General features: G+C 62.4%; 16 protein-coding genes. All 16 read left to right on the top strand.

Features of this window, described 5'->3' with window-relative positions:
* Positions 1–106: 106 nt before the first annotated feature.
* Positions 107–1,132 (top strand): LacI family DNA-binding transcriptional regulator, encoded by a 1,026-nt coding sequence (locus PSH78_RS11225; RefSeq protein ID WP_305500489.1) that lies wholly within the window; start codon positions 107–109, stop codon positions 1,130–1,132.
* A gap of 166 nt (positions 1,133–1,298) precedes the next feature.
* On the top strand, positions 1,299–2,081 hold the full coding sequence (locus tag PSH78_RS11220) for an AP endonuclease (protein WP_305500488.1): 783 nt from the start codon (positions 1,299–1,301) through the stop codon (positions 2,079–2,081).
* Positions 2,074–3,054 (top strand): sugar kinase, encoded by a 981-nt coding sequence (locus PSH78_RS11215; protein WP_305500486.1) that lies wholly within the window; start codon positions 2,074–2,076, stop codon positions 3,052–3,054. The genes PSH78_RS11220 and PSH78_RS11215 overlap by 8 nt, the downstream gene beginning before the upstream one ends.
* A gap of 82 nt (positions 3,055–3,136) precedes the next feature.
* Complete coding sequence (locus PSH78_RS11210; protein WP_305500484.1) at positions 3,137–4,435, top strand: MFS transporter; 1,299 nt, start codon at positions 3,137–3,139, stop codon at positions 4,433–4,435.
* 12 nt (positions 4,436–4,447) lie between these two features.
* The gene (locus PSH78_RS11205; RefSeq protein WP_305500483.1) at positions 4,448–5,425 is read left to right on the top strand and encodes a D-glycerate dehydrogenase; all 978 of its coding nucleotides are present in this window, start codon (positions 4,448–4,450) and stop codon (positions 5,423–5,425) included.
* Positions 5,426–5,981: 556 nt separating this feature from the next.
* Positions 5,982–7,151 carry a YcaO-like family protein gene (locus tag PSH78_RS11200; protein ID WP_305500482.1) on the top strand — a complete coding sequence of 390 codons (1,170 nt, stop codon included), beginning with the start codon at positions 5,982–5,984 and terminating at the stop codon, positions 7,149–7,151.
* Between the two features lie 44 nt (positions 7,152–7,195).
* Positions 7,196–8,902 carry an ATP-binding cassette domain-containing protein gene (locus PSH78_RS11195; protein WP_305500481.1) on the top strand — a complete coding sequence of 569 codons (1,707 nt, stop codon included), beginning with the start codon at positions 7,196–7,198 and terminating at the stop codon, positions 8,900–8,902.
* 331 nt (positions 8,903–9,233) lie between these two features.
* The gene (locus PSH78_RS11190; RefSeq protein WP_039589986.1) at positions 9,234–10,193 is read left to right on the top strand and encodes a MoxR family ATPase; all 960 of its coding nucleotides are present in this window, start codon (positions 9,234–9,236) and stop codon (positions 10,191–10,193) included.
* Positions 10,194–10,202: 9 nt separating this feature from the next.
* Complete coding sequence (locus PSH78_RS11185) at positions 10,203–11,147, top strand: DUF58 domain-containing protein (RefSeq protein WP_305500480.1); 945 nt, start codon at positions 10,203–10,205, stop codon at positions 11,145–11,147.
* A complete protein-coding gene (locus tag PSH78_RS11180) occupies positions 11,144–11,638 on the top strand; it encodes a DUF4381 domain-containing protein (RefSeq protein ID WP_305500479.1) in 495 nt (164 codons plus the stop codon). Before PSH78_RS11185 ends, PSH78_RS11180 begins: the two co-directional genes overlap by 4 nt.
* On the top strand, positions 11,631–12,710 hold the full coding sequence (locus PSH78_RS11175) for a VWA domain-containing protein (protein WP_305500478.1): 1,080 nt from the start codon (positions 11,631–11,633) through the stop codon (positions 12,708–12,710). Before PSH78_RS11180 ends, PSH78_RS11175 begins: the two co-directional genes overlap by 8 nt.
* Positions 12,707–14,440 (top strand): VWA domain-containing protein, encoded by a 1,734-nt coding sequence (locus PSH78_RS11170; RefSeq protein WP_305500477.1) that lies wholly within the window; start codon positions 12,707–12,709, stop codon positions 14,438–14,440. Before PSH78_RS11175 ends, PSH78_RS11170 begins: the two co-directional genes overlap by 4 nt.
* On the top strand, positions 14,437–16,074 hold the full coding sequence (locus PSH78_RS11165; RefSeq protein ID WP_305500476.1) for a BatD family protein: 1,638 nt from the start codon (positions 14,437–14,439) through the stop codon (positions 16,072–16,074). Before PSH78_RS11170 ends, PSH78_RS11165 begins: the two co-directional genes overlap by 4 nt.
* Positions 16,075–16,247: 173 nt before the next feature.
* Positions 16,248–17,492: an exonuclease SbcCD subunit D C-terminal domain-containing protein gene (locus PSH78_RS11160; protein ID WP_305500475.1), complete on the top strand. Its 1,245-nt coding sequence runs from the start codon at positions 16,248–16,250 to the stop codon at positions 17,490–17,492.
* On the top strand, positions 17,489–21,130 hold the full coding sequence (locus PSH78_RS11155) for an AAA family ATPase (RefSeq protein WP_305500474.1): 3,642 nt from the start codon (positions 17,489–17,491) through the stop codon (positions 21,128–21,130). The genes PSH78_RS11160 and PSH78_RS11155 overlap by 4 nt, the downstream gene beginning before the upstream one ends.
* Positions 21,127–21,729 carry a glutathione S-transferase gene (locus tag PSH78_RS11150; RefSeq protein ID WP_305500472.1) on the top strand — a complete coding sequence of 201 codons (603 nt, stop codon included), beginning with the start codon at positions 21,127–21,129 and terminating at the stop codon, positions 21,727–21,729. Before PSH78_RS11155 ends, PSH78_RS11150 begins: the two co-directional genes overlap by 4 nt.
* Positions 21,730–21,801: the final 72 nt, after the last annotated feature.

Raw genomic sequence — 21,801 nt, 5'->3', positions numbered from 1 at the left:
GTTGGTCGCACCTGTGACCCGCCGCCCTTGACGCCCGATGAGCTTCTGGTGTTTCCTGAAACCGGTTTCAGAGCCGCTAATAAATCCAATAAGCAGGTTTAAATCCGTGAATTCTTTTTCCGCCGCCCAGCGCAGCCGCGTGACCATGCTTGATGTCGCCGAGCGCGCCGGGGTCTCCAAGGCCAGCGTCTCGCGCTTCATTGGCGAAGACCGCGCCCTGCTCTCCGAAGCCATCGCCCGGCGCATCGAGCAGGCGATCGACGAGCTGGGCTACCGGCCCAACCAGATGGCCCGCGGCCTCAAGCGCGGGCGCACCCGCCTGATCGGCATGCTCGTGGCCGATATCCGCAACCCTTATTCGATTGCCGTGATGCATGGCGTGGAAACCGCCTGCCGTCGCCACGGCTACAGCCTGGTGGTGTGCAACACCGACCGCGATGACGAGCAGGAACGCCAGCACCTGGCGCTGCTGCGCGCCTACAACATCGAAGGGCTGATCGTGAACACCCTGGGTCATCACCGCGACGAACTGTTCGAGCTACGCAGCGAAATGCCCATGGTGCTGGTGGATCGCAAGGTCGACCGGCTCGACACCGACCTGGTCGGGCTGGACAACCCGGCGGCCGTCGAGATGGCCCTCGATCACCTTGACCAGCGCGGTTACCGCGACCTGCTGCTGGTGACCGAGCCATTCGATGGCACGAGCTCGCGGATCGAACGGGTCGAGAGTTTCAAGACCGGCATCGAGAGGCGTCCAGCCCTGGCCGGGGCCGTGGTGGAAACCGGCGATCAACTCCTCCCGCGCATCAGGACCTTTCTCGCCCAGCCGGACCGGGGGCCCAAGGCACTGTTCTGCGCCAACGGCATCGCCGCACTCGCCGCCACTCAGGTACTGCGCGACCTCGGTTGTCATTTGTTCAACGACATCGGCCTGATCGCCCTGGATGACCTGGATTGGTACCCCTTGGTGGGCAGCGGCATCACCGCCCTCGCCCAACCCACCGCCGAAATTGGCGCCCGTGCATTCGAATGCCTGCTCAAGCGCTTGCGCGGTGACAACGGGCCGGTGCAGACCCTGGATTTTGCGGCGCGGTTGATCGAGCGCGGGTCGACGCGGGGAGGTTCGCAGTGATCGGGCTGGCCCCTTCGCGAGCAGGCTCGCTCCCACACTGGATCGACGTCGCACTGGAGATCCCTGTGGGAGCGAGCCTGCTCGCGAAGCGGCCCTGAAGCAAAACCCTTTTTTTGAACAAAACTGAAACCGGTTTCAGAGGCACAACAACAAAGGTACAACAACAATGACCAGACCACACGTTTCCATCAGCCTCTCCAGCTTCGGCGCCGACCTCGTGCGCCAACGCGGCCAAGGCAGCTTTATCGAACTGCTGGCCGCCGCCGGTGCCTCGCGCATCGAATGGCGCGAAGAATTGCTCACTACCGAACAACCCGCTGAACTGGCCGCCGGCGCGCAAGCCCAGGGGCTGGCAAGCATCTATTCATCGCCACTCGAACTCTGGCTGCCCGGCCAACTCAGGCCCAATCCCGCTCTGCTGATCGCCTTGCAACGCTGCGAAGCGTTCGGCGCGTCCTGGCTGAAAGTGTCCCTCGGCCACTTCACCGATTCCCACGACCTCGCGGCCCTGGCGCCAATATTGGCGACCAGCCCGGTGCAACTGTTGGTGGAAAACGACCAGACCCTGCAGGGCGGACGGATCGAACCCCTGCAGCGTTTTTTCACGGCTGTTGAGGAGCAGGGGTTGCCCGTTGCCATGACCTTCGACATCGGCAACTGGCAGTGGCAGGACCAATCCGCCACCGTGGCGGCGCGTCAGCTCGGGCGGCATGTGGCATACGTACACTGCAAGGCCGTAGCCCGGCGTGACGACGGCAAGCTGATCGCCGTGCCCCCGGCGCTGGCAGACCTGCACCTGTGGGAACAATTGCTCAAGCACATGCCCGTCGGCGTGATGCGCGCCGCCGAGTATCCGCTGCAAGGCGACGACCTGGCGCAACTGACCGCTGAACATGTCGCCACCCTGTCCCGCCTCGGACAATCGCGCCGGGAGAGTGCTCATGCCTGAGTTCGATGTATTGTCGTTCGGCGAAACCATGGCGATGCTGGTGGCCGACCAGACCGGCGACCTGGCCAGCGTCGACCAGTTTCACAAACGCATCGCCGGGGCCGACAGCAATGTCGCCATCGGCTTGGCGCGGCTGGGGTTCCAGGTGGCCTGGCTCAGCCGGGTCGGTGCCGACTCCCTGGGGCGCTTCGTGGTGCAGACGCTGGAGAAAGAAGGCCTGGATTGCCGCCACGTGGCGGTCGATCCGGCGCACCCCACCGGATTCCAGTTCAAGTCCCGCACCGATGACGGCAGCGATCCGCAGGTCGAGTACTTCCGTCGCGGCTCGGCGGCGAGTCACCTTTCGATCGATTCCATCGCACCGGCCCTGCTCCGCGCCCGTCATCTGCACGCTACCGGCATCGTCCCGGCGCTGTCGGACACAGCCCGAGCAATGTCCTTCGAATTGATGAGCCGCATGCGCGAGGCCGGCCGCAGCCTGTCCTTCGACCCCAACCTGCGCCCGAGTCTGTGGGCCAGCGAAGCGTTGATGATCAGCGAGATCAACCGCCTTGCCGCCCTTGCCCACTGGGTCTTGCCGGGACTCGGCGAAGGTCGGTTGCTGAGCGGTTTTGACGACCCGGCCGACATCGCGGCCTTTTACCTGGACCAAGGTGCCGAAGTCGTGGTGATCAAGCTTGGCCCGGACGGCGCCTACTACCGCACCCAGCTGGACCAGGGATTTGTCGCCGGCGTGCCGGTGTCCAGGGTGGTGGACACGGTTGGCGCCGGCGATGGTTTTGCCGTCGGCCTGATCAGCGCGTTGCTCGAAGGCCGCGACGTCAGCGAGGCGGTACAGCGCGCCAACTGGATCGGCAGCCGCGCGGTGCAGAGCCGCGGGGACATGGAAGGCTTGCCGACACGCCAGGAATTATTGGCCGGATTTGAAACCGCCGATCGCGAGCAGGCTCGCTCCCACAAGTCCCGACGCTAAACCTGTGGGAGCGAGCCCGCTCGCGAAATAGCCACCGCAAACGCACCTGCTGAACAAAAACAACAAGCTCAGGAGTCACAACATGCAAACGCTCACTCTCGCCAGCCGCCGCTGGTGGTACATCATGCCCATCGTCTTCATCACCTACAGCCTGGCCTACCTCGACCGCGCCAACTATGGCTTCGCCGCCGCTTCGGGCATGGCCGAGGACCTGATGATCACCCCGGGGCTTTCCTCGTTGCTCGGCGCACTGTTCTTCCTCGGCTATTTTTTCTTCCAGGTGCCGGGAGCGATCTACGCGCAAAAGCACAGCGTCAAGAAGCTGATCTTCGTCAGCCTGATCCTCTGGGGCTCGCTGGCGACCCTCACCGGGGTGGTGTCCAACGCGTACTGGCTGATCGTGATCCGCTTCATGCTCGGCGTGGTGGAAGCCGCCGTGATGCCGGCGATGCTGGTCTATCTGTGTCACTGGTTCACCCGGGCCGAACGCTCGCGCGCCAACACTTTCCTGATCCTCGGCAATCCGGTGACCATGTTGTGGATGTCAGTGGTCTCAGGCTATCTGGTCGAGCAATTCGACTGGCGCTGGATGTTCATCATCGAAGGTCTGCCGGCGGTGCTCTGGGCCTTCGTCTGGTGGCGCCTGGCCGATGATCGCCCGGCCCAGGCCAAGTGGCTCAGCGACCAGGAGAAACGCGACCTGGAAACGGTGCTGGCGGCCGAACAGGTCGGCATCAAGGCAGTGAAAAACTATGCCGAGGCCTTCCGCTCGCCCAAGGTGATCATCCTGGCCCTGCAGTTTTTCTGCTGGAGCATCGGCGTCTACGGGTTTGTGCTGTGGTTGCCGTCGATCCTCAAGGCCGGCCTGAAAATGAACATGGTCGAGGCCGGGTGGCTGTCATCGCTGCCCTATCTGGCGGCGGTGTTCGCCATGCTGATCGTCTCCTGGGCGTCAGACAAGGTGCAGAAGCGCAAGCGTTTTGTCTGGCCGCCACTGCTGATCGCCTCCATCGCCTTCTATGCCTCCTATTTGCTCGGGGCGGAACATTTCTGGTGGTCCTACGCCTTGCTGGTGCTTGCCGGCGCGTGCATGTATGCACCCTACGGTCCGTTTTTCGCCATCGTTCCGGAAATCCTCCCGGCCAACGTTGCCGGCGGCGCCATGGCGCTGATCAACAGCATGGGCGCGCTGGGCTCGTTCGGCGGCTCATACCTGGTGGGTTACCTCAACGGCTCCACCGGCTCCACCGGCATGTCCTTCCTGCTGATGAGTGGCGCGTTGCTGCTGTCGGTGGTGCTGACCCTCGCCCTCAAGCCCGGCGCCAGTGACCGGGTCGTGTCCAAAACCGCGACGCCAAACCCGGCGCCAGCACGTTCCTGAATGAGGCTTCCCATGAAAAAACACGTGGTGTTGTACAAAACGCTGTCAGCGCAACTGATGGAGCGCCTGCAAGCGCAGGCCCAGGTCACCCTCATCGAACGCCTCGACGCCCAGGGCCTCGCGAAATTGCGCGAGGCCCTGCCCAGTGCGCATGGCTTGCTGGGCGCGAGCCTGAGGCTCGATGCGTCGCTGCTGGACCTGGCGCCTGACCTTGAGGCCATCGCCAGCGTTTCGGTCGGGGTCGACAACTACGACATCGATTACCTGAGCGAACGCCGGATCCTGCTCACCAACACGCCGGATGTATTGACCGAAACCACCGCCGATACCGGGTTCGCCTTGATCCTGGCGACGGCCCGACGCGTCGTCGAACTGGCCAACCTGGTTCGGGCCGGCCAATGGCAGCAAAGCATCGGCCCACGGCATTTCGGCAGCGATGTCCATGGCAAGACCCTGGGCATCGTCGGCATGGGCCGCATTGGCGAAGCCCTGGCCCAACGCGGCCACTTCGGCTTTGGCATGCCGGTGCTCTATCACAGCCACTCGCCCAAGCCTGCGGTGGAACAACGTTTCAATGCGCGCTACTGCGACCTCGATACTCTGCTGCACGAAGCCGACTTCATCTGCCTGACCTTGCCCCTGACCGCTGAGACCCAAGGGCTTATCGATGCACGGGCATTTGCGCGGATGCGTCCCGAAAGCATCTTCATCAATATCTCCCGGGGCAAGGTCGTGGACGAAGCGGCGATGATCGAAGCCCTGCGCAGCGGGCAGATCCGTGGCGCCGGGCTGGATGTGTTCGAACACGAACCCTTGAGCCCGGCCTCGCCACTGCTGCAGCTGGACAACGTGGTCGCGACGCCGCACATGGGCTCGGCGACCCACGAGACACGCGAGGCCATGGCGCGTTGCGCCGTGGACAACCTGCTGGCGGCGCTGGCGGGTGAGCGGCCGGTGAATCTGGTGAATCCGGGGGCCTGGAAAGGCTGAGTGGTTTTTTCCACGTGGCGAGGCGCTCGTTTCCTCGCCACCGTTCTACCTATGCCGAAATTTGATGAATGACTGGCGCTCCTCAGGCCCAGATCACGCTAATTACTCTCGCACCCTCTCCTTTCGAGAATGAGTAAACATCTCAACCCATTGAATTGGACAAGCAAAAAGCGAAGTTTCAACAGAAAAACCGGTTTCTTACAGGCGCGTCCTACTGTTCACCAAGACCAAACCTACGCAAGCATCGGAAGTTGCACCCTAGCCCATCCAAAAGCCTACTGTTATTAATTATGCACTTGCACACAACCGCGCAAGTCAGGTGATCGCGACGCGACACTGAGTCATCAACAGAGGAGTAAAACGATATGGGCAATAAACGCTCTGAAATAAATACCTTTGACGGCTTGCCGCAGGCCATGGGCTTTTCCAAAGGACTTCTGTTAACTGAAGCAAACTTTTTCGCCTCTCTGACCAACTGAAGTCACTGATCGATCAAGTGCCCTAAGCAGCGCCGAAAGGTTTATGCCTTTCGGCGCTCAGCAAACCAGAGGTTGCCATGTCTGAACGAGAACTAACAGCTCCCGAAGCCTTATTCAATATCATGTCCACTCTTCACGCGCTCGATTTCCGAGCTGAGGCACGATATACAACTCCGTCAAGACTGGTAGCAACTGCGGAGATTTTTGATGGCGACAACAATTTCATTCAGTCAGGCGCGGGCAAAGGGCCGGATGCATTAATAGGCGCGCTGGCTGAAAGCATCGAGCACTACAGCACCTTTCAAACCCATGAGTCGACATGGCACCAGACCGACGATATTGCCACTCAGGAGGCAACTTCACACGACGGCTTCTTTATCGGACTTCCCCGCAGTGAGGAGCCGATAGATTGTTTCACCCTCACCTCACTGGACAAAAAAGAAAAGCTGATCGTTCCAAGCGCTCTTTTATGCCCCGCGGTGGCCCAAAACATTTCCGATCACGCTAGCCCTACCCTACAATTCCTGTCTCGTTACTCATCCAATTCAGGCATTGCTTTCGGTTGTACAGAAAACGAAGCGCTACTGCATGGTATCCAGGAAGTAATCGAACGACATGTGTTGTCGCGTTTCTTCATGGCGGTATGCGGAATCGGCCCCAACATGCAACTGTATAACCCATCGAAGGGTTTGCTGGCCAAGGCGCTGTTAAACAACTCGTCCGCCTTGGAGCCTGCCGATGAACTCCAGATTATTATCGTGAAGGACGTATTTTCCGTTTACTTTGCCGTTGCATTTCCCAAAGCGGGCCCAGGAGACCAGCACCTATCGCCTATTGGCTCAGGCTGCTCGCTGGACATCTGCATCGCCATTCAGAGAGCGGTGACAGAACAATTCCAATCCAGGGATTTGTACGACGTTTTTGAAGAGTCAACGGACAGAAAAACTTTCAACCTATTGTCACGCTCAGACAAACTGAAAAATCTGATTGACTTGGCTCCGGTTAAAACCTTAAAGCTCCCTGAACTTGACTGCCCGTCACATGGCCACACCGAGTCCGTCTCAACACAATTGGAAACCCTACATAACGTCCTATCAGGTTCCGGTAAGAAAATATTTCACAGAACTGTAGCGCGCTACCCAAAAAACAGCACCGTCGCTCAAGCCTATATCCCAGGATTAGAGCGCTTCAATATCATTCGAAATGGGCGACTTGTTGTGCCCCAGCACATATTGCGCAATTGCTGATCGTCGAACCCTCCAAAAAACTCACAGATGATCGTATGCACCCTATGCAAACATTTATTAGAACAGCCTGCAAAAAACATACGACCCTTCTGTTAACGACCATCGCAACACTAATAACTCTCAAGTTGGTAGCGCTCGCCCCGCCCTTGCTTCTAGGGACCATCATCGACACGTTATATGGCAAAAGTGATGCAACGGCGAACACATTGCTCATGCTAACGGCGGGCCTTGTTGTCGCCGGATGCGCCCAAGCGATTATCAGCCCACTGCAAATCCATTTTCTATCAAAACTGGTTCAACAGGTTGTCATGGCCGCGTCTATTGAGTGGCTGACAAACCTGATGCGAAAGGAGTTTGCTCGATTCAACTCATGGCGAATAGGCCACTTCATAAAATCAGTCGAGCGTGGGATTAACGCTCACGAGCAGCTATTGACGTTTTTTGTCACCGTGGGACTGCCGTTGTGCCTGGAATTCCTGATTGTTGGCGGTGCGTTTTTTTACATGGGTGGCGGTGAAGTATTTGCGGGAATGACCGGTTTAGGAATCATCTATCTGGCTGCTACCCACAGGATTATCAGATGGCGCAGAAAACACATTGATACCGTCAACGAGCAGGAAGATGAATTGAGCGCTCATTTGTACAACACACTCAATGCCGGCAAAGCAATAAAGCTGGAAAATGCCGAGTCTACCGCGACACTTCCGTTAAACGAGGCTTTTAAAGGCTACGCCGACGCCGCGGTTGCCGCTGCAACCTCAGGTGGCTTTTTGAGTGCCGCCAAGATTCTGTTCGTCAGCCTCTCCACGGGCGGATTGCTAGGATGGGGGGTTATTGATCAACTTTCGAGCCAGCCCAGTATCAGTGTCGGGCAGCTGGTCGCCATTTTTTCAATCGCCGGAAGCTATCTGCTGAATATCGCAGCGTTGACGGAAGGTTATCGGGTAACGGATCAGTTTCTTGCCGATCAGCGCCGGCTTCGAAGCCTGCTTTCGCTCCCGAACTTTGACCATTGCGATCGGAAATCGGAGGTCTCTTTTCGGGAATCATCGACACTGATTCTGCAGCCATGCGTACTTACCGAAAACGACGACGTGCGATTGTCGATTACGCAAGCGCTGACTTTCATCCAGTGTCAATCAGTGGCGATCATCGGCCAGAGCGGTGCAGGCAAGTCTACTTTATTGGAGGTTCTCGCAGGCCTCGACCGGGAAACGCGAAATCAGCTCAGTATCGATGGCACCCCGGTTTCCCTGTTGAACCCTCGCGTTCATTTGGATTCGTTGAGGTATTGCCCTCAACAGCCCCGTTTTTTGGAAGGTCCCTTTGAACGTTCCGTTCTATTCGGCGCTAAATCGTCGTCTCGCCTCGACCAGGCAATACGTCGGCTGCAGCTACAAACAATCGTTTCTGACCGGACCATCGGTGAACACGCATCGAATATTTCAGGAGGTGAAGCCAAGCGTCTGTCGCTGCTGCGTCTTATCAACAAGCCTGGACGATTCAACTTGTTCGATGAGCCTAGTGCATCAATCGAGCCCGGGCTGACCAACGCCTTATGGGACCTGCTGTTTGATATTTTCTCAAAACAAGGGTTGATCTGTGTCACCCATGATTTTGATCATCTGTTGCGCTTTGATCGGGTGATTGTCCTGCACAACGGTGCAATCATTGACGACGGGCACTGGCGGGAGCTGGTCGACAGGCCAGCGATCAAATTGTTGCTTGATGACATTAAGACCGGGCCCTAGCCGAAATACGGGACATGGACCTGAACTCCAGCTTTCTGTAGAAGCTTGGCCCCCTCGTATTAGCGGTGGACAGGCGTCATTGAGGCTGAATGATCGATCGTCTTCGCGAGCAGGCTCGCTCCCACAGTGGGATCGGAGTATGCCGTGACAAACAGGTCGGCTGAATAAACCATCCAGGGCAGTTGTTTCCACACCACACCGAAGCCGATCACAAATCCGCACGCTCCATCAAAATCCCGTTAGTCGCCACCCCCCGCCATGCATTAAAGTATCGCCCCCAGCCCCGGCGTTATCCGAACGCCTGGGCCACCCTTTCCAGGAACAGTCACCGATGGAACATCGTGAAGCGCTGCTGGCGCTGCGAACCTTTCTTTCAACGCAGATTCTCGGCCAGGAAAAACTCATCGAGCGCCTGCTCATCGCCCTGCTCGCCGACGGCCACATGCTGGTGGAAGGCGCGCCCGGGCTGGCCAAGACCAAGGCGATCAAAGAGCTGGCCGAGGGCATCGAAGCGCAGTTCCATCGCATCCAGTTCACCCCCGACCTGTTGCCCGCCGACATCACCGGCACCGAGATCTATCGCCCGGAAACCGGCAGCTTCGTGTTCCAGCAAGGGCCGATCTTTCACAATCTGGTGCTGGCGGACGAAATCAACCGTGCCCCGGCCAAGGTCCAGTCGGCCCTTCTCGAAGCGATGGCCGAGCGGCAGGTCAGCGTCGGACGCAGTACTTATGAGCTGTCGCCACTGTTCCTGGTGATGGCCACGCAGAACCCGATCGAGCAGGAAGGCACCTACCCGCTGCCCGAAGCCCAGCTCGACCGGTTCCTGATGCACGTCAAGATCGGGTTTCCGGACGCCGCGGTCGAGCGCCGTATCCTGCAGCAGGCACGCGGTGAAGCGTTGAATGGCGAAACCAAGCCCGAGCGTCGCGTCAGCCAGCAGGCAATTTTTTCGGCGCGCAAGGAGATCCTCGGGCTGTACATGGCCGACGCCGTGGAGGAGTACCTGGTGCAACTGATCATGGCCACTCGCAACCCGGCCAAGTTCGACCCGGAGATGGCCGAGTGGATCGCCTACGGCGCCAGCCCGCGGGGCTCGATTGCCCTGGACCGCTGCGCCCGGGCCCACGCCTGGCTGGCCGGACGCGACTTCGTCAGCCCGGAAGACATCCAGGCCGTGCTGTTCGACGTGCTGCGCCATCGCATCATCCTGTCGTTCGAAGCCGAAGCCGCCGGCATCGACCAGGATCGGGTCGTGCAGCGGATTCTCGACGTCGTCGCTGTCGCTTGAGCATGAATCATGAATAACCCACTGGCGCCCGTCCCGGGCATCCGCGTCAGCCTCTCGGAGCTGATCGAGATGCGCCATCGCGTGCGCGAAGTGCAGTTGTTCTCCACCCCTGGCCAGCGCAGCCCGCTGATCGGCCTGCATCATTCCAAGCTGCGCGGGCGCGGCGTGGACTTCGATCAGGTGCGGGTCTACCAGGCCGGCGACGACGTGAGGACCATCGACTGGCGCGTCACCGCTCGAACCCAGGAGCCCCACACCAAACTTTTCCATGAAGAACGCGAACGGCCGATCTTCATCATGATCGAGCAAAGCCACCGCCTGTTCTTCGGTTCCGGGCAGGTCTTCAAGTCGGTACTCGCCGCCCAGGCCGCCAGCCTGATCGGCTGGGCCGCGCTGGGGCACAATGACCGGGTCGGCGGCCTGGTGTTCGGCAATAACAGCCACTACGAGGTCAAGCCGCGGCGCAGCAAACAAAGCCTGCTGCAACTGCTCAACCGGCTGGTGCGCGTCAATCAGTCGTTGCACACCGAAGGCGAATCGGACCGCGATTCCTTCGGTGTCGCCTTGCGCCGCGCCCGGGAAGTCCTGCGGCCCGGCAGCCTGGCGATCGTGATCTGTGACGAGCGCGCCCTCTCCGACGGTGCCGAGCAGCAGTTGAGCCTGCTGTCGCGTCATTGCGACCTGTTGCTGCTGCCGCTGTCCGACCCGCTGGACCACGCCCTGCCCGCCGCCGGCCTGCTGCGGTTTGCCCAGCGCGGTGAGCAATTGGAGCTCGACACGCTGAACCTGGAACTGCGCCAGACCTACCGCGCCCAGGCCGAGGCGCGCCTGGAGCGCTGGGAACTGCTGACGCAAAAGCTGCGGATCCTGATGCTGCCCCTGAGCACGCAAGGCGACATGGTCGAACAACTGCGCGAGTACCTGAACCCCAAGCGCCCAGGAAAAACCCGATGAGCAGCCTCGATCAGCTGCAACCGCTGATGGCGCCGCCGCCCATCGGTTTCTGGCCGCCCGCGCCGGGCTGGTGGATGTTGTTGGTGTTATTGCCATTGCTGGGCCTGGGCTTGTGGCAGTTGCGCCGCTTCATTCCCGCCAAGCGCACCGACGACCGCGCCGAACAACCCCTGGATCCGGTGCGCCTGGCCGCGCTGGCCGAGCTGGCGCTGTTACCCAAACCCTACGACGGCGCGCCGGCCGGGGCCTGGCTGCAGCAACTCAACGGGCTGCTCAAGCGCCTGTGCCGCAACCATTATCCCTACAGCCAGAGCCATACTCTCAACGGGCGCAAATGGCTGGCCTTCCTCGACAACCGCTGCCCGGCCGCCGGCCTGACCCGCTGGATGATCCTGGTGGAAGGCGCCTACAAGCCCGAATGCAAGCTTGACGACAAAGCCATTGCCGGCCTGACGCAAGCGGTCGAGACGTGGATTCGCAAACATGTTTGAGTTCGCCTGGCCGTGGATTTTCGCCCTGCTGCCGCTGCCCTGGCTGATGCGCATGGTGCTGCCCGCAGCGGACAGTGGCGAACCGGCACTCAAGGTGAGTTTCCTCGAAGACCTCGAAGGGCTGGTCGGGCGCCGGGCCCGGGCCAATCTGCCGACATGGCGCCAGCAGGCGCCGTTCATCCTGCTTTGGTTGTTGCTGCTGATCGCCGCCGCCCGCCCGCAGTGGCTGGGCGAGCCGTTGCCGATTGCCGCCAGCGGTCGCGACCTGCTGGTGGCGGTGGATGTCTCCGGGTCTATGGATTTTCCTGACATGCAGTGGAAAGACGAGGACATCAGCCGCCTGGCGCTGGTCCAGCACATGCTCGGGGATTTCCTCGAAGGTCGGGAGGGTGACCGGGTCGGCCTGATTCTGTTTGGCAGCCAGGCCTACCTGCAGGCGCCGCTGACCTTCGATCGCCGCACCGTACGCCACTGGCTCGACGAAGCGCGCATCGGCATCGCCGGCAAGAACACGGCGATCGGCGATGCGATTGGCCTGGCCCTCAAACGCCTGCGGCAACGTCCGGCCAACAGCCGCGTGCTGATCCTGGTGACCGATGGCGCCAATAACGGCGGCGAAATCGACCCGCTGACTGCCGCCCAACTGGCTGCCGACGAAAACGTGAAAATCTACCCGATCGGCGTGGGTGCCGATCCGGAGCAAAGTGGCACGGCGGGCTTTCTCGGCGTCAACCCAAGCCTGGATCTCGATGAAGCGACACTCAGGGAAATCGCCCAGGTCACCGGCGGCCGGTATTTCCGCGCCCAGGATGGCAAGCAGTTACTGGCGATCAAGACCACCCTCGACCAACTCGAGCCGGTGACCCAGCAGCCGACCCAGGCCCGTCCCGCCCAGGCGCTTTATCATTGGCCGCTGACCGTTGCCTTGCTGTTGAGCATGTTGCTGGTGGTTCGTGAGCGCTGGCCGGACAACCCCCTGCAACGCCTGTTCACCCAGCCGCTGTTTCAACCCTCGCAAACCTCTGAATGGCGCCAGCGGCTCAAGCGCCTGCGACTGCGGAGGCGCCGATGATCGCGCTCTGGCCGCATTGGCTGCGTCCCGCTTTTATCTTGCTGCTGCCCCTGTTGGGCTGGCTGCTCTGGCAACTGTGGCACCGCCAGAAACGCGTGGGCCGCTGGCAGATGATCCTGCCGCCGGCGTTCCATGCCGTGCTGCTCACCGGTGGCAGTGGTCGCGAAAGCAAGCTGCCGTGGATCGCCCTCGGGCTGGGCTGGCTGCTGGTGGTGCTGGCGTTGCTCGGTCCCAGCTGGACGCGGGTCGAACAGACCAGCCAGAAACCCGCCGATCCGCTGGTGGTGATTCTCGAACTGACGCCAGAGATGCTCGCCACCGACGTCCCGCCTACGCGCCTGGAACAGGCCCGGCGCAAAGTGCTCGACGTGTTGCAGAACCGCAGCGACGCGCAGACCGCGATCATCGTCTATGCCGGCAGCGCCCATACGCTGGTGCCGCTGTCCGACGACCTGGCCACCAGCGCCAACCTGCTCGAAGCCCTGGCGCCATCGATCATGCCGCAAGGCGGCCACCGTGCCGACCTGGCCGTCAACAAGGCCATGGCGTTGCTGGACCAGGCCGGGCTCGGCCACGGCCGGATCCTGTTGATCGGTTCATCCCTGAACGAGCAGGAACGCCTTGGCATAAGCCAGAGGCTCGACGGTTCCGCCACACGTTTGCTGATGCTCGGCATCGGTACGCGTGAAGGTGCGCCCGTGGCCCAGGAAGACGGCAGTTACCTGAAGGATGCCCAAGGCGCGATCCTGGTGCCGCGCCTGGACAGCCCAAGCCTCAAGTCATTTCTCGATGAGCTGGACGGCCGTTACCGTCCCGCGCACCTGGACGACAACGACCTGCGCAGCCTGGGCCTGCTGGACGGTCCGCGCCGCCTGCGCAGCGATGGCCAGAAACTGCGCCTGGACACCTGGGCCGACCAGGGTTATTGGCTGCTGTTGCCGCTCCTGCTGCTGGCCGCCTGCGCCGGGCGTCGGGGCTGGCTGTTCTGCCTGCCGCTGCTGTTTGCGCTGCCGCAGACCAGCCATGCCTTCGAGTTCGAGGACTTGTGGCTGCGCCCCGATCAACAGGGCCAGCACCTGCTCAAGCAGAAACGCCCGGCCGAGGCCGCCACTCGCTTCGAGGACAGCCAATGGCAAGGTGTCGCCCTCTACGAGGCCGGCCAGTACAGCGAGGCCGCCCGGCGTTTCGCTGAAGGCAACGATGCCCGCGCGCATTACAATCGCGGCAATGCGCTGGCCCGCAGCGGCGAACTGGAGGCCGCGATCGATGCCTATGAGCAAGCACTGGAGTTGCAGCCGGACCTGCGCCCGGCGCAGACCAACAAGGCCTTGGTGGAAAGCCTGCTGAAAGAGCAGGCTGCGCCACCGGACCCCGCCAAGCCCGACGAAAACCAGGACCCCGCGCCCACCGAGCAATCGCCGGATAGCGATACCCCGAACCAGTCGTCCGAGCCGGGCCAGCCTTCTTCCGAAGCGCCAGCGACGCCGGAGCAATCCCCGGCGTCCCAGGCGCCACCGACCCGCGCCGAAGACGTGCCCGGCAGCGAACTGCCCGACGAGCAGACCACCACCCCGCCGCTGCGCCCGGCCGCGGGCCAGCGCAATGCCGAAGAGCAGCGCCAGGCACTGGAACAATGGCTGCGCCAGATCCCGGACAACCCGGGCGAACTGCTCAGGCGAAAATTCTGGTATGAACAGCAAAGCCACCAGGCTCAGGAAAAACACCAATGACCCGCTTCACCGCCTATCTCCTCGTCTTGCTGCTCTGGGCTGCCGGGTCCCAGGCCGCGCAGCTGGCTGCCAGCGTGGACCGCAGTCGCCTGAACTCCGGGGAGACCGTCGAGCTGACGCTGGAGTCCAACGATGCCACGCTGTTCGGCAAACCTGACCTGAGCCCGCTCCAGGCGCTGTTCGACGTGCGCGGCACCCGCCAGGTCAACCAGTTGACCACCCTTGACGGCGAGAATCGCGCCACCACCCGCTGGATCGTCACGCTGCTGCCGCGCCAGAGCGGCACGGTGGTGATCCCGCCGCTGCAACTGGGCGAGGTCAGCAGCCAGCCGATCACTTTGCAGGTGATCGAAAGCGAAACCCGCAACGCCTCCGGTACCCTCGCGCCGGTGTTCATCGAAGCCAGCCTCGACCAGAACGACGTGTATGTGCAGGCCCAGGCCATCCTGACCCTGCGTATCTACCATTCGGTGTCGCTGTACGACGACAGCAGCCTGACGCCGCTGCACATTCCCGATGCGCGCACCGAGCAACTGGGCGAATCGCGTACCTACGAAAAAGTCATCAACGATGTGCGCCACGGCGTCATCGAACTGCGTTACGGCATCTACCCGCAGCGCAGCGGCGAACTGGCGATCCCGGCCCAGACCTTCAGCGCCACGCTGGTTGAACCCACGGCCCAGGGCGCCGCAGCGCCGGGTGCCAAACCCGGCCAGTTGATGCGCGTCAGTTCCACGCAACTGCAACTGACCGTCAAGCCCAAGCCCGCCAGTTACCCGGCCGACCTCCCCTGGCTGCCGGCGCGCAGCTTGTCCTTGAGCGAAAGCTGGAGCCCGGAACCGACGCACAGCCAGGTCGGCGATTCGCTCACCCGCAGCCTGACCCTGGAGGCGGAAGGCTTGACCAGCGCCCAGTTGCCGCCGCTTCCGCCTACCGAAATCAATGGCCTGCGGCGCTACCCCGACCAGCCGGTGCTGAGCAGCCGCAGCAGCGAGCGCGGCCTGGTCGGCAGCCGCGAAGACCGCGAAGCCCTGGTGCCCAACCGTAGCGGCACCATCGAGCTGCCGCCGGTGGAAGTGGTCTGGTGGAACACCCTGGAAGACCACCTGGACCGCACCAGCTTGCCGGCCCGGACCCTGCAAGTGGCGAACAACCCGAGCCTGATGGTCGACACACCGGCAGGCACCACCCAGATCGTCACCACTGTCGACAGCGAGACCCTCTGGTACTGGCAACTCAGCACGTTGATCTTGGCCTGCACGACGTTGCTCGGCTTCGGCCTGTGGTGGCGCGCGCGCTGGCAACCGGCGATCCTGCGCTCGGCCCAGGCCGGGCCGAGCCCACGCACCTTGCTGGACGACCTCAAGCGCGCCTGCCTGGCCAACGACTCGCACGCCACCCGACAGGCGCTGGATGCCTGGGCTCGACAGCAGCCGGAAACCCTGGCCGACATGGCGGCGCGTTTCGTGCCACTGTCCGACGCCCTTGATGGCTTGAACGGCGCCCTCTACAGCGAAACCGGCCAGTATTGGCAAGGTGAAGACCTGTGGCGGGCGATCCGGACCATTCCGCCTCTGGAAGGAGCGCCGGACGCTGCCAGTGATTCCAGCCTGCCGCCGCTCTATCCCAAATAACCCGGTTTTGTTGCGCAGGGCTTTTGTGGCAAGGGAGCAAGCTCCCTCGCCACAAAAGCCCTGCCGGTCCATCCGACAAAGTTGGGCAGCCCCTGCCCCGCGTTTCCCAGTAAACTCTGCATTTTTGCGCCGCCTCTCCTCCCGCGGCCATCGTCTGTATTCTGGAGTCTGCCTTGCGTCTGTTTCACACCTCCGACTGGCACCTGGGGCAAAACCTCCACGGCCAGGATCGCGACTTCGAACACGCCTGTTTCCTCGACTGGCTGCTGCGTCAACTGGGCAGCGAAAAGCCCGATGTGCTGCTGATCGCCGGCGATATCTTCGACACCGTCAACCCGCCGGTCAAAGCCCAGGAGCGGCTGTATGACTTCATCGTCAGCGCCCACGAACAGAACGCCAACCTGACCATCGTCATGATTGCCGGCAACCACGACTCCGGCTCACGCATCGAACTGCCAGCGCCGTTGATGCGGCGCTTGCGCACCCATGCCCTGGGCCGGGTGCTGTGGCTGGATGATGGGCAACTGGACGTCGAGCGCCTGTTGCTGCCATTGCCCGACGCCAAGGGCAAGGTCCGCGCCTGGTGCCTGGCGCTGCCGTTCCTGCGACCGGCGGAAGTCACCGGTGCGCAGTTGGGGGATGATTACCTGCGCGGCATCGGCCAGGTTCATGAATGGCTGATCGCCGCTGCCAACGACAAGCGCAAGAAAGGCCAGGCGCTGATCGCCGTCAGCCATGCGCACATGGCCGGCGGCTCGGTATCGGAGGACTCCGAGCGTAGCCTGATCATCGGCAATGCCGAAGCGCTGCCCGCCAGCCTCTTCGGCCCGAGCATCAGCTACGTCGCCCTCGGCCACCTGCACAAGCCGCAGAAGGTCAATGGCGAAGAGCGCATCCGCTACAGCGGCTCGCCGATCCCGCTGTCGTTCTCCGAGATCGGCTATCAGCACCAGATCCTCGACGTCACCCTGGACGGCGAAACCCTGGTGAACGTCGAACCCCGGCTGATTCCCCGCGCCGTCAACCTGCAACGCCTGGGCCCGGCGCCGCTGGCCGATATCCTCCTGCAACTGAAAGACCTGCCGGACATCGATCTGCTGGCGGACGTGCAGCGCCAGCCCTGGCTGGAGGTTCGAGTGCGCCTCGACGAGCCACAGCCCGACTTGCGCCAGCAAGTGGAGACGGCATTGCAAGGCAAAGCCGTGCGCCTGGTGCGAATCGCCGCCGAGTACGCCGGCACTGGCGGCTCCAGCGGTGTCGAGGACGGCGCCGCGCTGGTCGAACTGGACCAGCTCAGCCCGCAGGAACTGTTCAGCCGCGCCTGGCAGGACACCTACGGCAACGAAGTGGACGAACAGACCCTCAAGGATTTTGCCGTGCTGTTGCAAGACGTGCAGATGGAGAGCGAGCAACCATGAAGATCCTCGCGATCCGCCTGAAGAACCTCGCCTCGCTCGCCGGGCCATTTGAAATCGATTTCACCGCCGAGCCGTTGGCCAGCGCCGGCCTGTTCGCCATCACCGGCCCCACCGGCGCCGGCAAGAGCACGCTGCTGGATGCCTTGTGCCTGGCGCTTTTTGGTGCGGTGCCACGCCTGAACAACACCGGTCGTGACGCCAAGGTACCGGACGCCGACGGCGAGATCGCCACGGGCGATCCGCGCACGCTGCTGCGCCGTGGCACCGGCGACGGTTATGCCGAAGTGGATTTTCGCGGTATCGACGGGCGCCGCTACCGGGCTCGCTGGGAGGCCAATCGCGCCCGGGAAAAAGCCGGCGGCAAATTGCAGGCCAGCCGCCAGAGCCTGCGCGACCTGGACAATGACCAACTGCTGGCCAGCCAGAAAGGCGAATACAAGACCCAGCTCGAAGCCGCCTTGGGCCTCAACTTCGAGCAGTTCACCCGCGCCGTGCTGCTGGCCCAGAGCGAGTTCAGCGCCTTTCTCAAGGCCGACGACAACGACCGCAGCGAGTTGCTGGAAAAGCTCACCGACACGGCCCTGTATACGCGCCTGGGTCGCCGCGCCTTCGACAAGGCCAAGCAGGCCAGGGAAACCCACAAGCAGTTGCAGGACCAGGCCTCCGGCGTCACGCCGCTGGCCGCCGAAGCCCGCGCCGAGTTGGACCAACGCTTCAACGACGCCCAGCAACTACTGAAGACCCAGCAGGCACAGCTCAAGCAATTGGAACAGCAGCACACCTGGCTCAGGGACCTGCGCCTGTTGCAGGACGAACAGGCCAGCGCCGCCGAACAACTGCAACGGGCCCAGGCCGATTGGGCTGCGCTGGCCGACGAACGCCAGAAACTGACACGCCTGGAACAACTGGCGCCCCAGCGGCACCAGTTCATCCGCCAGGCGGAATTGAACCGCCAGCTGGAGCCGCTGGCAGTCAGGATCCGGCAACTGACCCAGCAGCAAGTCGAATTGCATGAGCAACAGGCCGAACTGGAGAAAGGCCTGGGCGTGGCGCAATTGGCCTTGGCCGCCGCTCGCCAGCAGAGCACGGACACCGCACCGCTGCTACGCCAGGCATTCGATGAACAAAGCAGCCTCGCCCGCCTGGCCAGGGAAACCGGCCAAGGCGCCGAACAGTTGCAACAGGTCCAACAGGCTTGCACCGACGGCCAGCGCAGCATCGACACCCTGCTCGAACAGCAACGGCAGGTTGGCGAGCGCCTGCAACGGATCGCCGGCGAACTGGAACAAAGTACCGATCTCGCACCGCTGGGCGATGCCTGGTCCGCCTACCGCGATCGCCTGCAACAGTTGATGTTGATCGGCAACCGGCTGAACAAGGGCCAGGACGAACTCGCGCTGCTGGAACAAAGCGCCACTCGCGCCGCCGATGACCTGGCAAGCCGCCGGCAAAACCTCGAAGTGCTCTACAAGGAAGCCGGGGCCGAACCGCAAGCGGTGGCGGAACAGATCCAGTTGCTCGGCAACCTGCTGCACGACAATCGCAAGCAGCTGCGCGCATTCGAAGAACTGACCCGGCTTTGGGCCAGCCAGCAAGACCTGGACAAACGCAGCGCGGAGCTTGAGCAACGCCAGCAGCAAGCCCTGCAGGAGCGCGACCGGCTGGTGCGCGAAGGCGGCGAAGCCAAGGCCGAGCTGGCCATTGCCGAACAGACCTTGACTGTCACCCGTGAACTGTTGGAACGCCAGCGCCTGGCTCGCAGCGAAAGCGTCGAGCAACTGCGCGAACAGTTGCAGGACAACCAGCCGTGCCCGGTCTGCGGCAGCGTCGAACACCCCTACCATCAGCCCGAAGCGCTGCTGCAAAGCCTCGGCCGATTCGATGAAAGCGAAGAGGCCAACGCGCGCAAAGCCGTCGACCTGCTCAATGAAAAAGTCATCGATCTGCGCGCGCAATACAGTGGGGTCATTGCCCAGCTCAAGGAATTCAAACAGCAACAGGAACAACTCGTCGCCCAGCAACAAGGCCTCGCGCCAAGCCTCGAAGCCCATCCGTTGTCGGAGCAGTTGCTGGGCCAGGCTCCAGACCAGCGCGACGCCTGGCTGGCCCAGCAAAACAGCCAGTTGAGCCTGCGCATCAGCCAGGACGAACAACGCCAGGCCGCCCTGCTCACCCTGCAACAGGACGCCGCGCGCCTGGCGCAGCAACTGCGCGAAGCGGAAACGGCCAGCCAGCAGGCGTCACTGCACCTGGGCAACCAGCAACAGGAAATGGCCCGCGACCGCCAGCGCCTGGACGAAGAGCTCGGGCATTTCAGTGCGCTGCTGCCGGCCGATACCTTGCAGGCCCTGCGCAGCGATCCCGCCGCGACGTTCATGCGACTCGACCAGCGGATCACCCAGCGCCTGGCGCAACTGGAACAGCAACGCGAGGAACTCGGCGAACAACTGCAACGCCAGCAAGCCCTGGAGAAAGAGCAGGACCGCCAGCAGACCCGCGTGCAGCAACTCGAAGCGGCGCAGCAGCAATTCAACGCACTGAATGAACAACAACTGGCCTGCCAACAAAAGCTCAGCGAACTGCTTGGCGAACATTCCAGTGCCGAACAATGGCAGCAACAACTCGACCAGGCCCTAGAACAGGCCCGCCATGCAGAGGCAGCGGCCGGTCAGCAGTTACAGGAGTTGCGCAATACCCTCGTGCAACTGGCTGCCGAGCTCCAGGCCCGGCATGAGCAGGCCCAGTCGCTTGAGGCCGAACAGCAAACGCTCGCCGCCGGCATCGCCCAATGGCGCGCTTCTCATCCGGAACTCGACGACGCCGCGCTCGATGACCTGCTCAGCCTCGACGAGCAACAGGTCAGTCAACTGCGGCAACGCCTGCTCACCAGCGAAAAAGCCATCGAGCAGGCCCGCGTCCTGCTCACCGAACGCGAGCAGCGCCTGCACAACCACCAGGCCCAACACAACGGCAACCTGCCGCCCGAAGAACTGACCCAAGCCCTGGCGGTACTGCAGGAGCAGTTTGCCGTTAGCGAACAACGCTGCGCCGAGTTGCGGGCCGAACAGGCTGAAGACCAGCGTCGGCAACATGCCAACCAGGCCCTGGCCCGACAGATCGAGCAGGCCTATGCCGAATACCAGCGCTGGGCACGCCTGGATGCCTTGATCGGTTCGGCCACCGGCGACCGCTTCCGCAAACTGGCCCAGGCGTACAACCTCGACTTGCTGGTGCACCATGCCAACGCCCAGTTGCGCCAGCTGGTTCGCCGTTACCGGCTCAAGCGCGGCGGCAGCATGCTTGGCCTGCTGGTGATGGACACGGAAATGGGCGATGAACTGCGCTCGGTGCATTCGTTGTCCGGCGGCGAGACCTTCCTGGTCTCCCTTGCCCTGGCGCTGGGCCTGGCTTCGATGGCGTCCAGCACGCTGAAAATCGAATCGTTGTTCATCGACGAAGGCTTCGGCAGCCTCGACCCCGAATCGCTGCAACTGGCGATGGACGCCCTCGACGGCTTGCAGGCCCAGGGCCGCAAGGTCGCGGTCATCTCCCATGTGCAGGAAATGCACGAGCGAATCCCGGTGCAGATCCAGGTCCGTCGCCAGGGCAATGGGCTGAGCACGCTGGAGGTGAAATGAGCCGCGCCACGCTGTACTCCTTCCGTCGCTGCCCCTACGCCATGCGCGCACGCATGGCGTTGCGTTACAGCGCGGTCGAACTGACAATCGTCGAAGTCAGCCTGAAGGCCAAGCCCGCCGAGATGCTTGCACTCTCGAGCAAAGGCACGGTGCCGGTGTTGCGGGTCGATGGCCAGGTGATCGACGAAAGCCTGGAGATCATCAACTGGGCCTTGGCCCAACACGATCCGCAGGACTGGCAGCTGCGGGACGATGCCAAGGCCCAGGCGTTGACGGCAGCGTTGATCGAGGAAAACGACCAGGTATTCAAGCTTCACCTGAACCGCTACAAATACCCGGAGCGACATCCCGAATACACGCAGGAACACTACCGCAGCGAAGGCGAGGTTTTTCTGCGCAAACTGGAAGGACTGCTTGAAACCCGTCCGTTCCTGGCGGCGGAACATCAGAGCCTGGCCGACGTGGCGGTGATGCCCTTCATACGCCAGTTCGCCCATGTCGATCGCGACTGGTTTGCCCAGGCGCCCTATCCGCGGCTGCAAGGTTGGTTGCAAAAATTCCTGGATTCCGAGCTGTTCGTAGCGATCATGGCCAAGTAGAAAATGCTCTTGCGACCGCGCTTCTTGTGGCGAGGGAGCTTGCTCCCGCTCGGCTGCGCAGCAGACGCCTTG

Origin of the sequence: Pseudomonas sp. FP198 (assembly GCF_030687895.1) — a bacterium.
Taxonomy (GTDB): Bacteria; Pseudomonadota; Gammaproteobacteria; order Pseudomonadales; family Pseudomonadaceae; genus Aquipseudomonas.
This window is presented reverse-complemented; position numbering and strand designations above follow the sequence as displayed.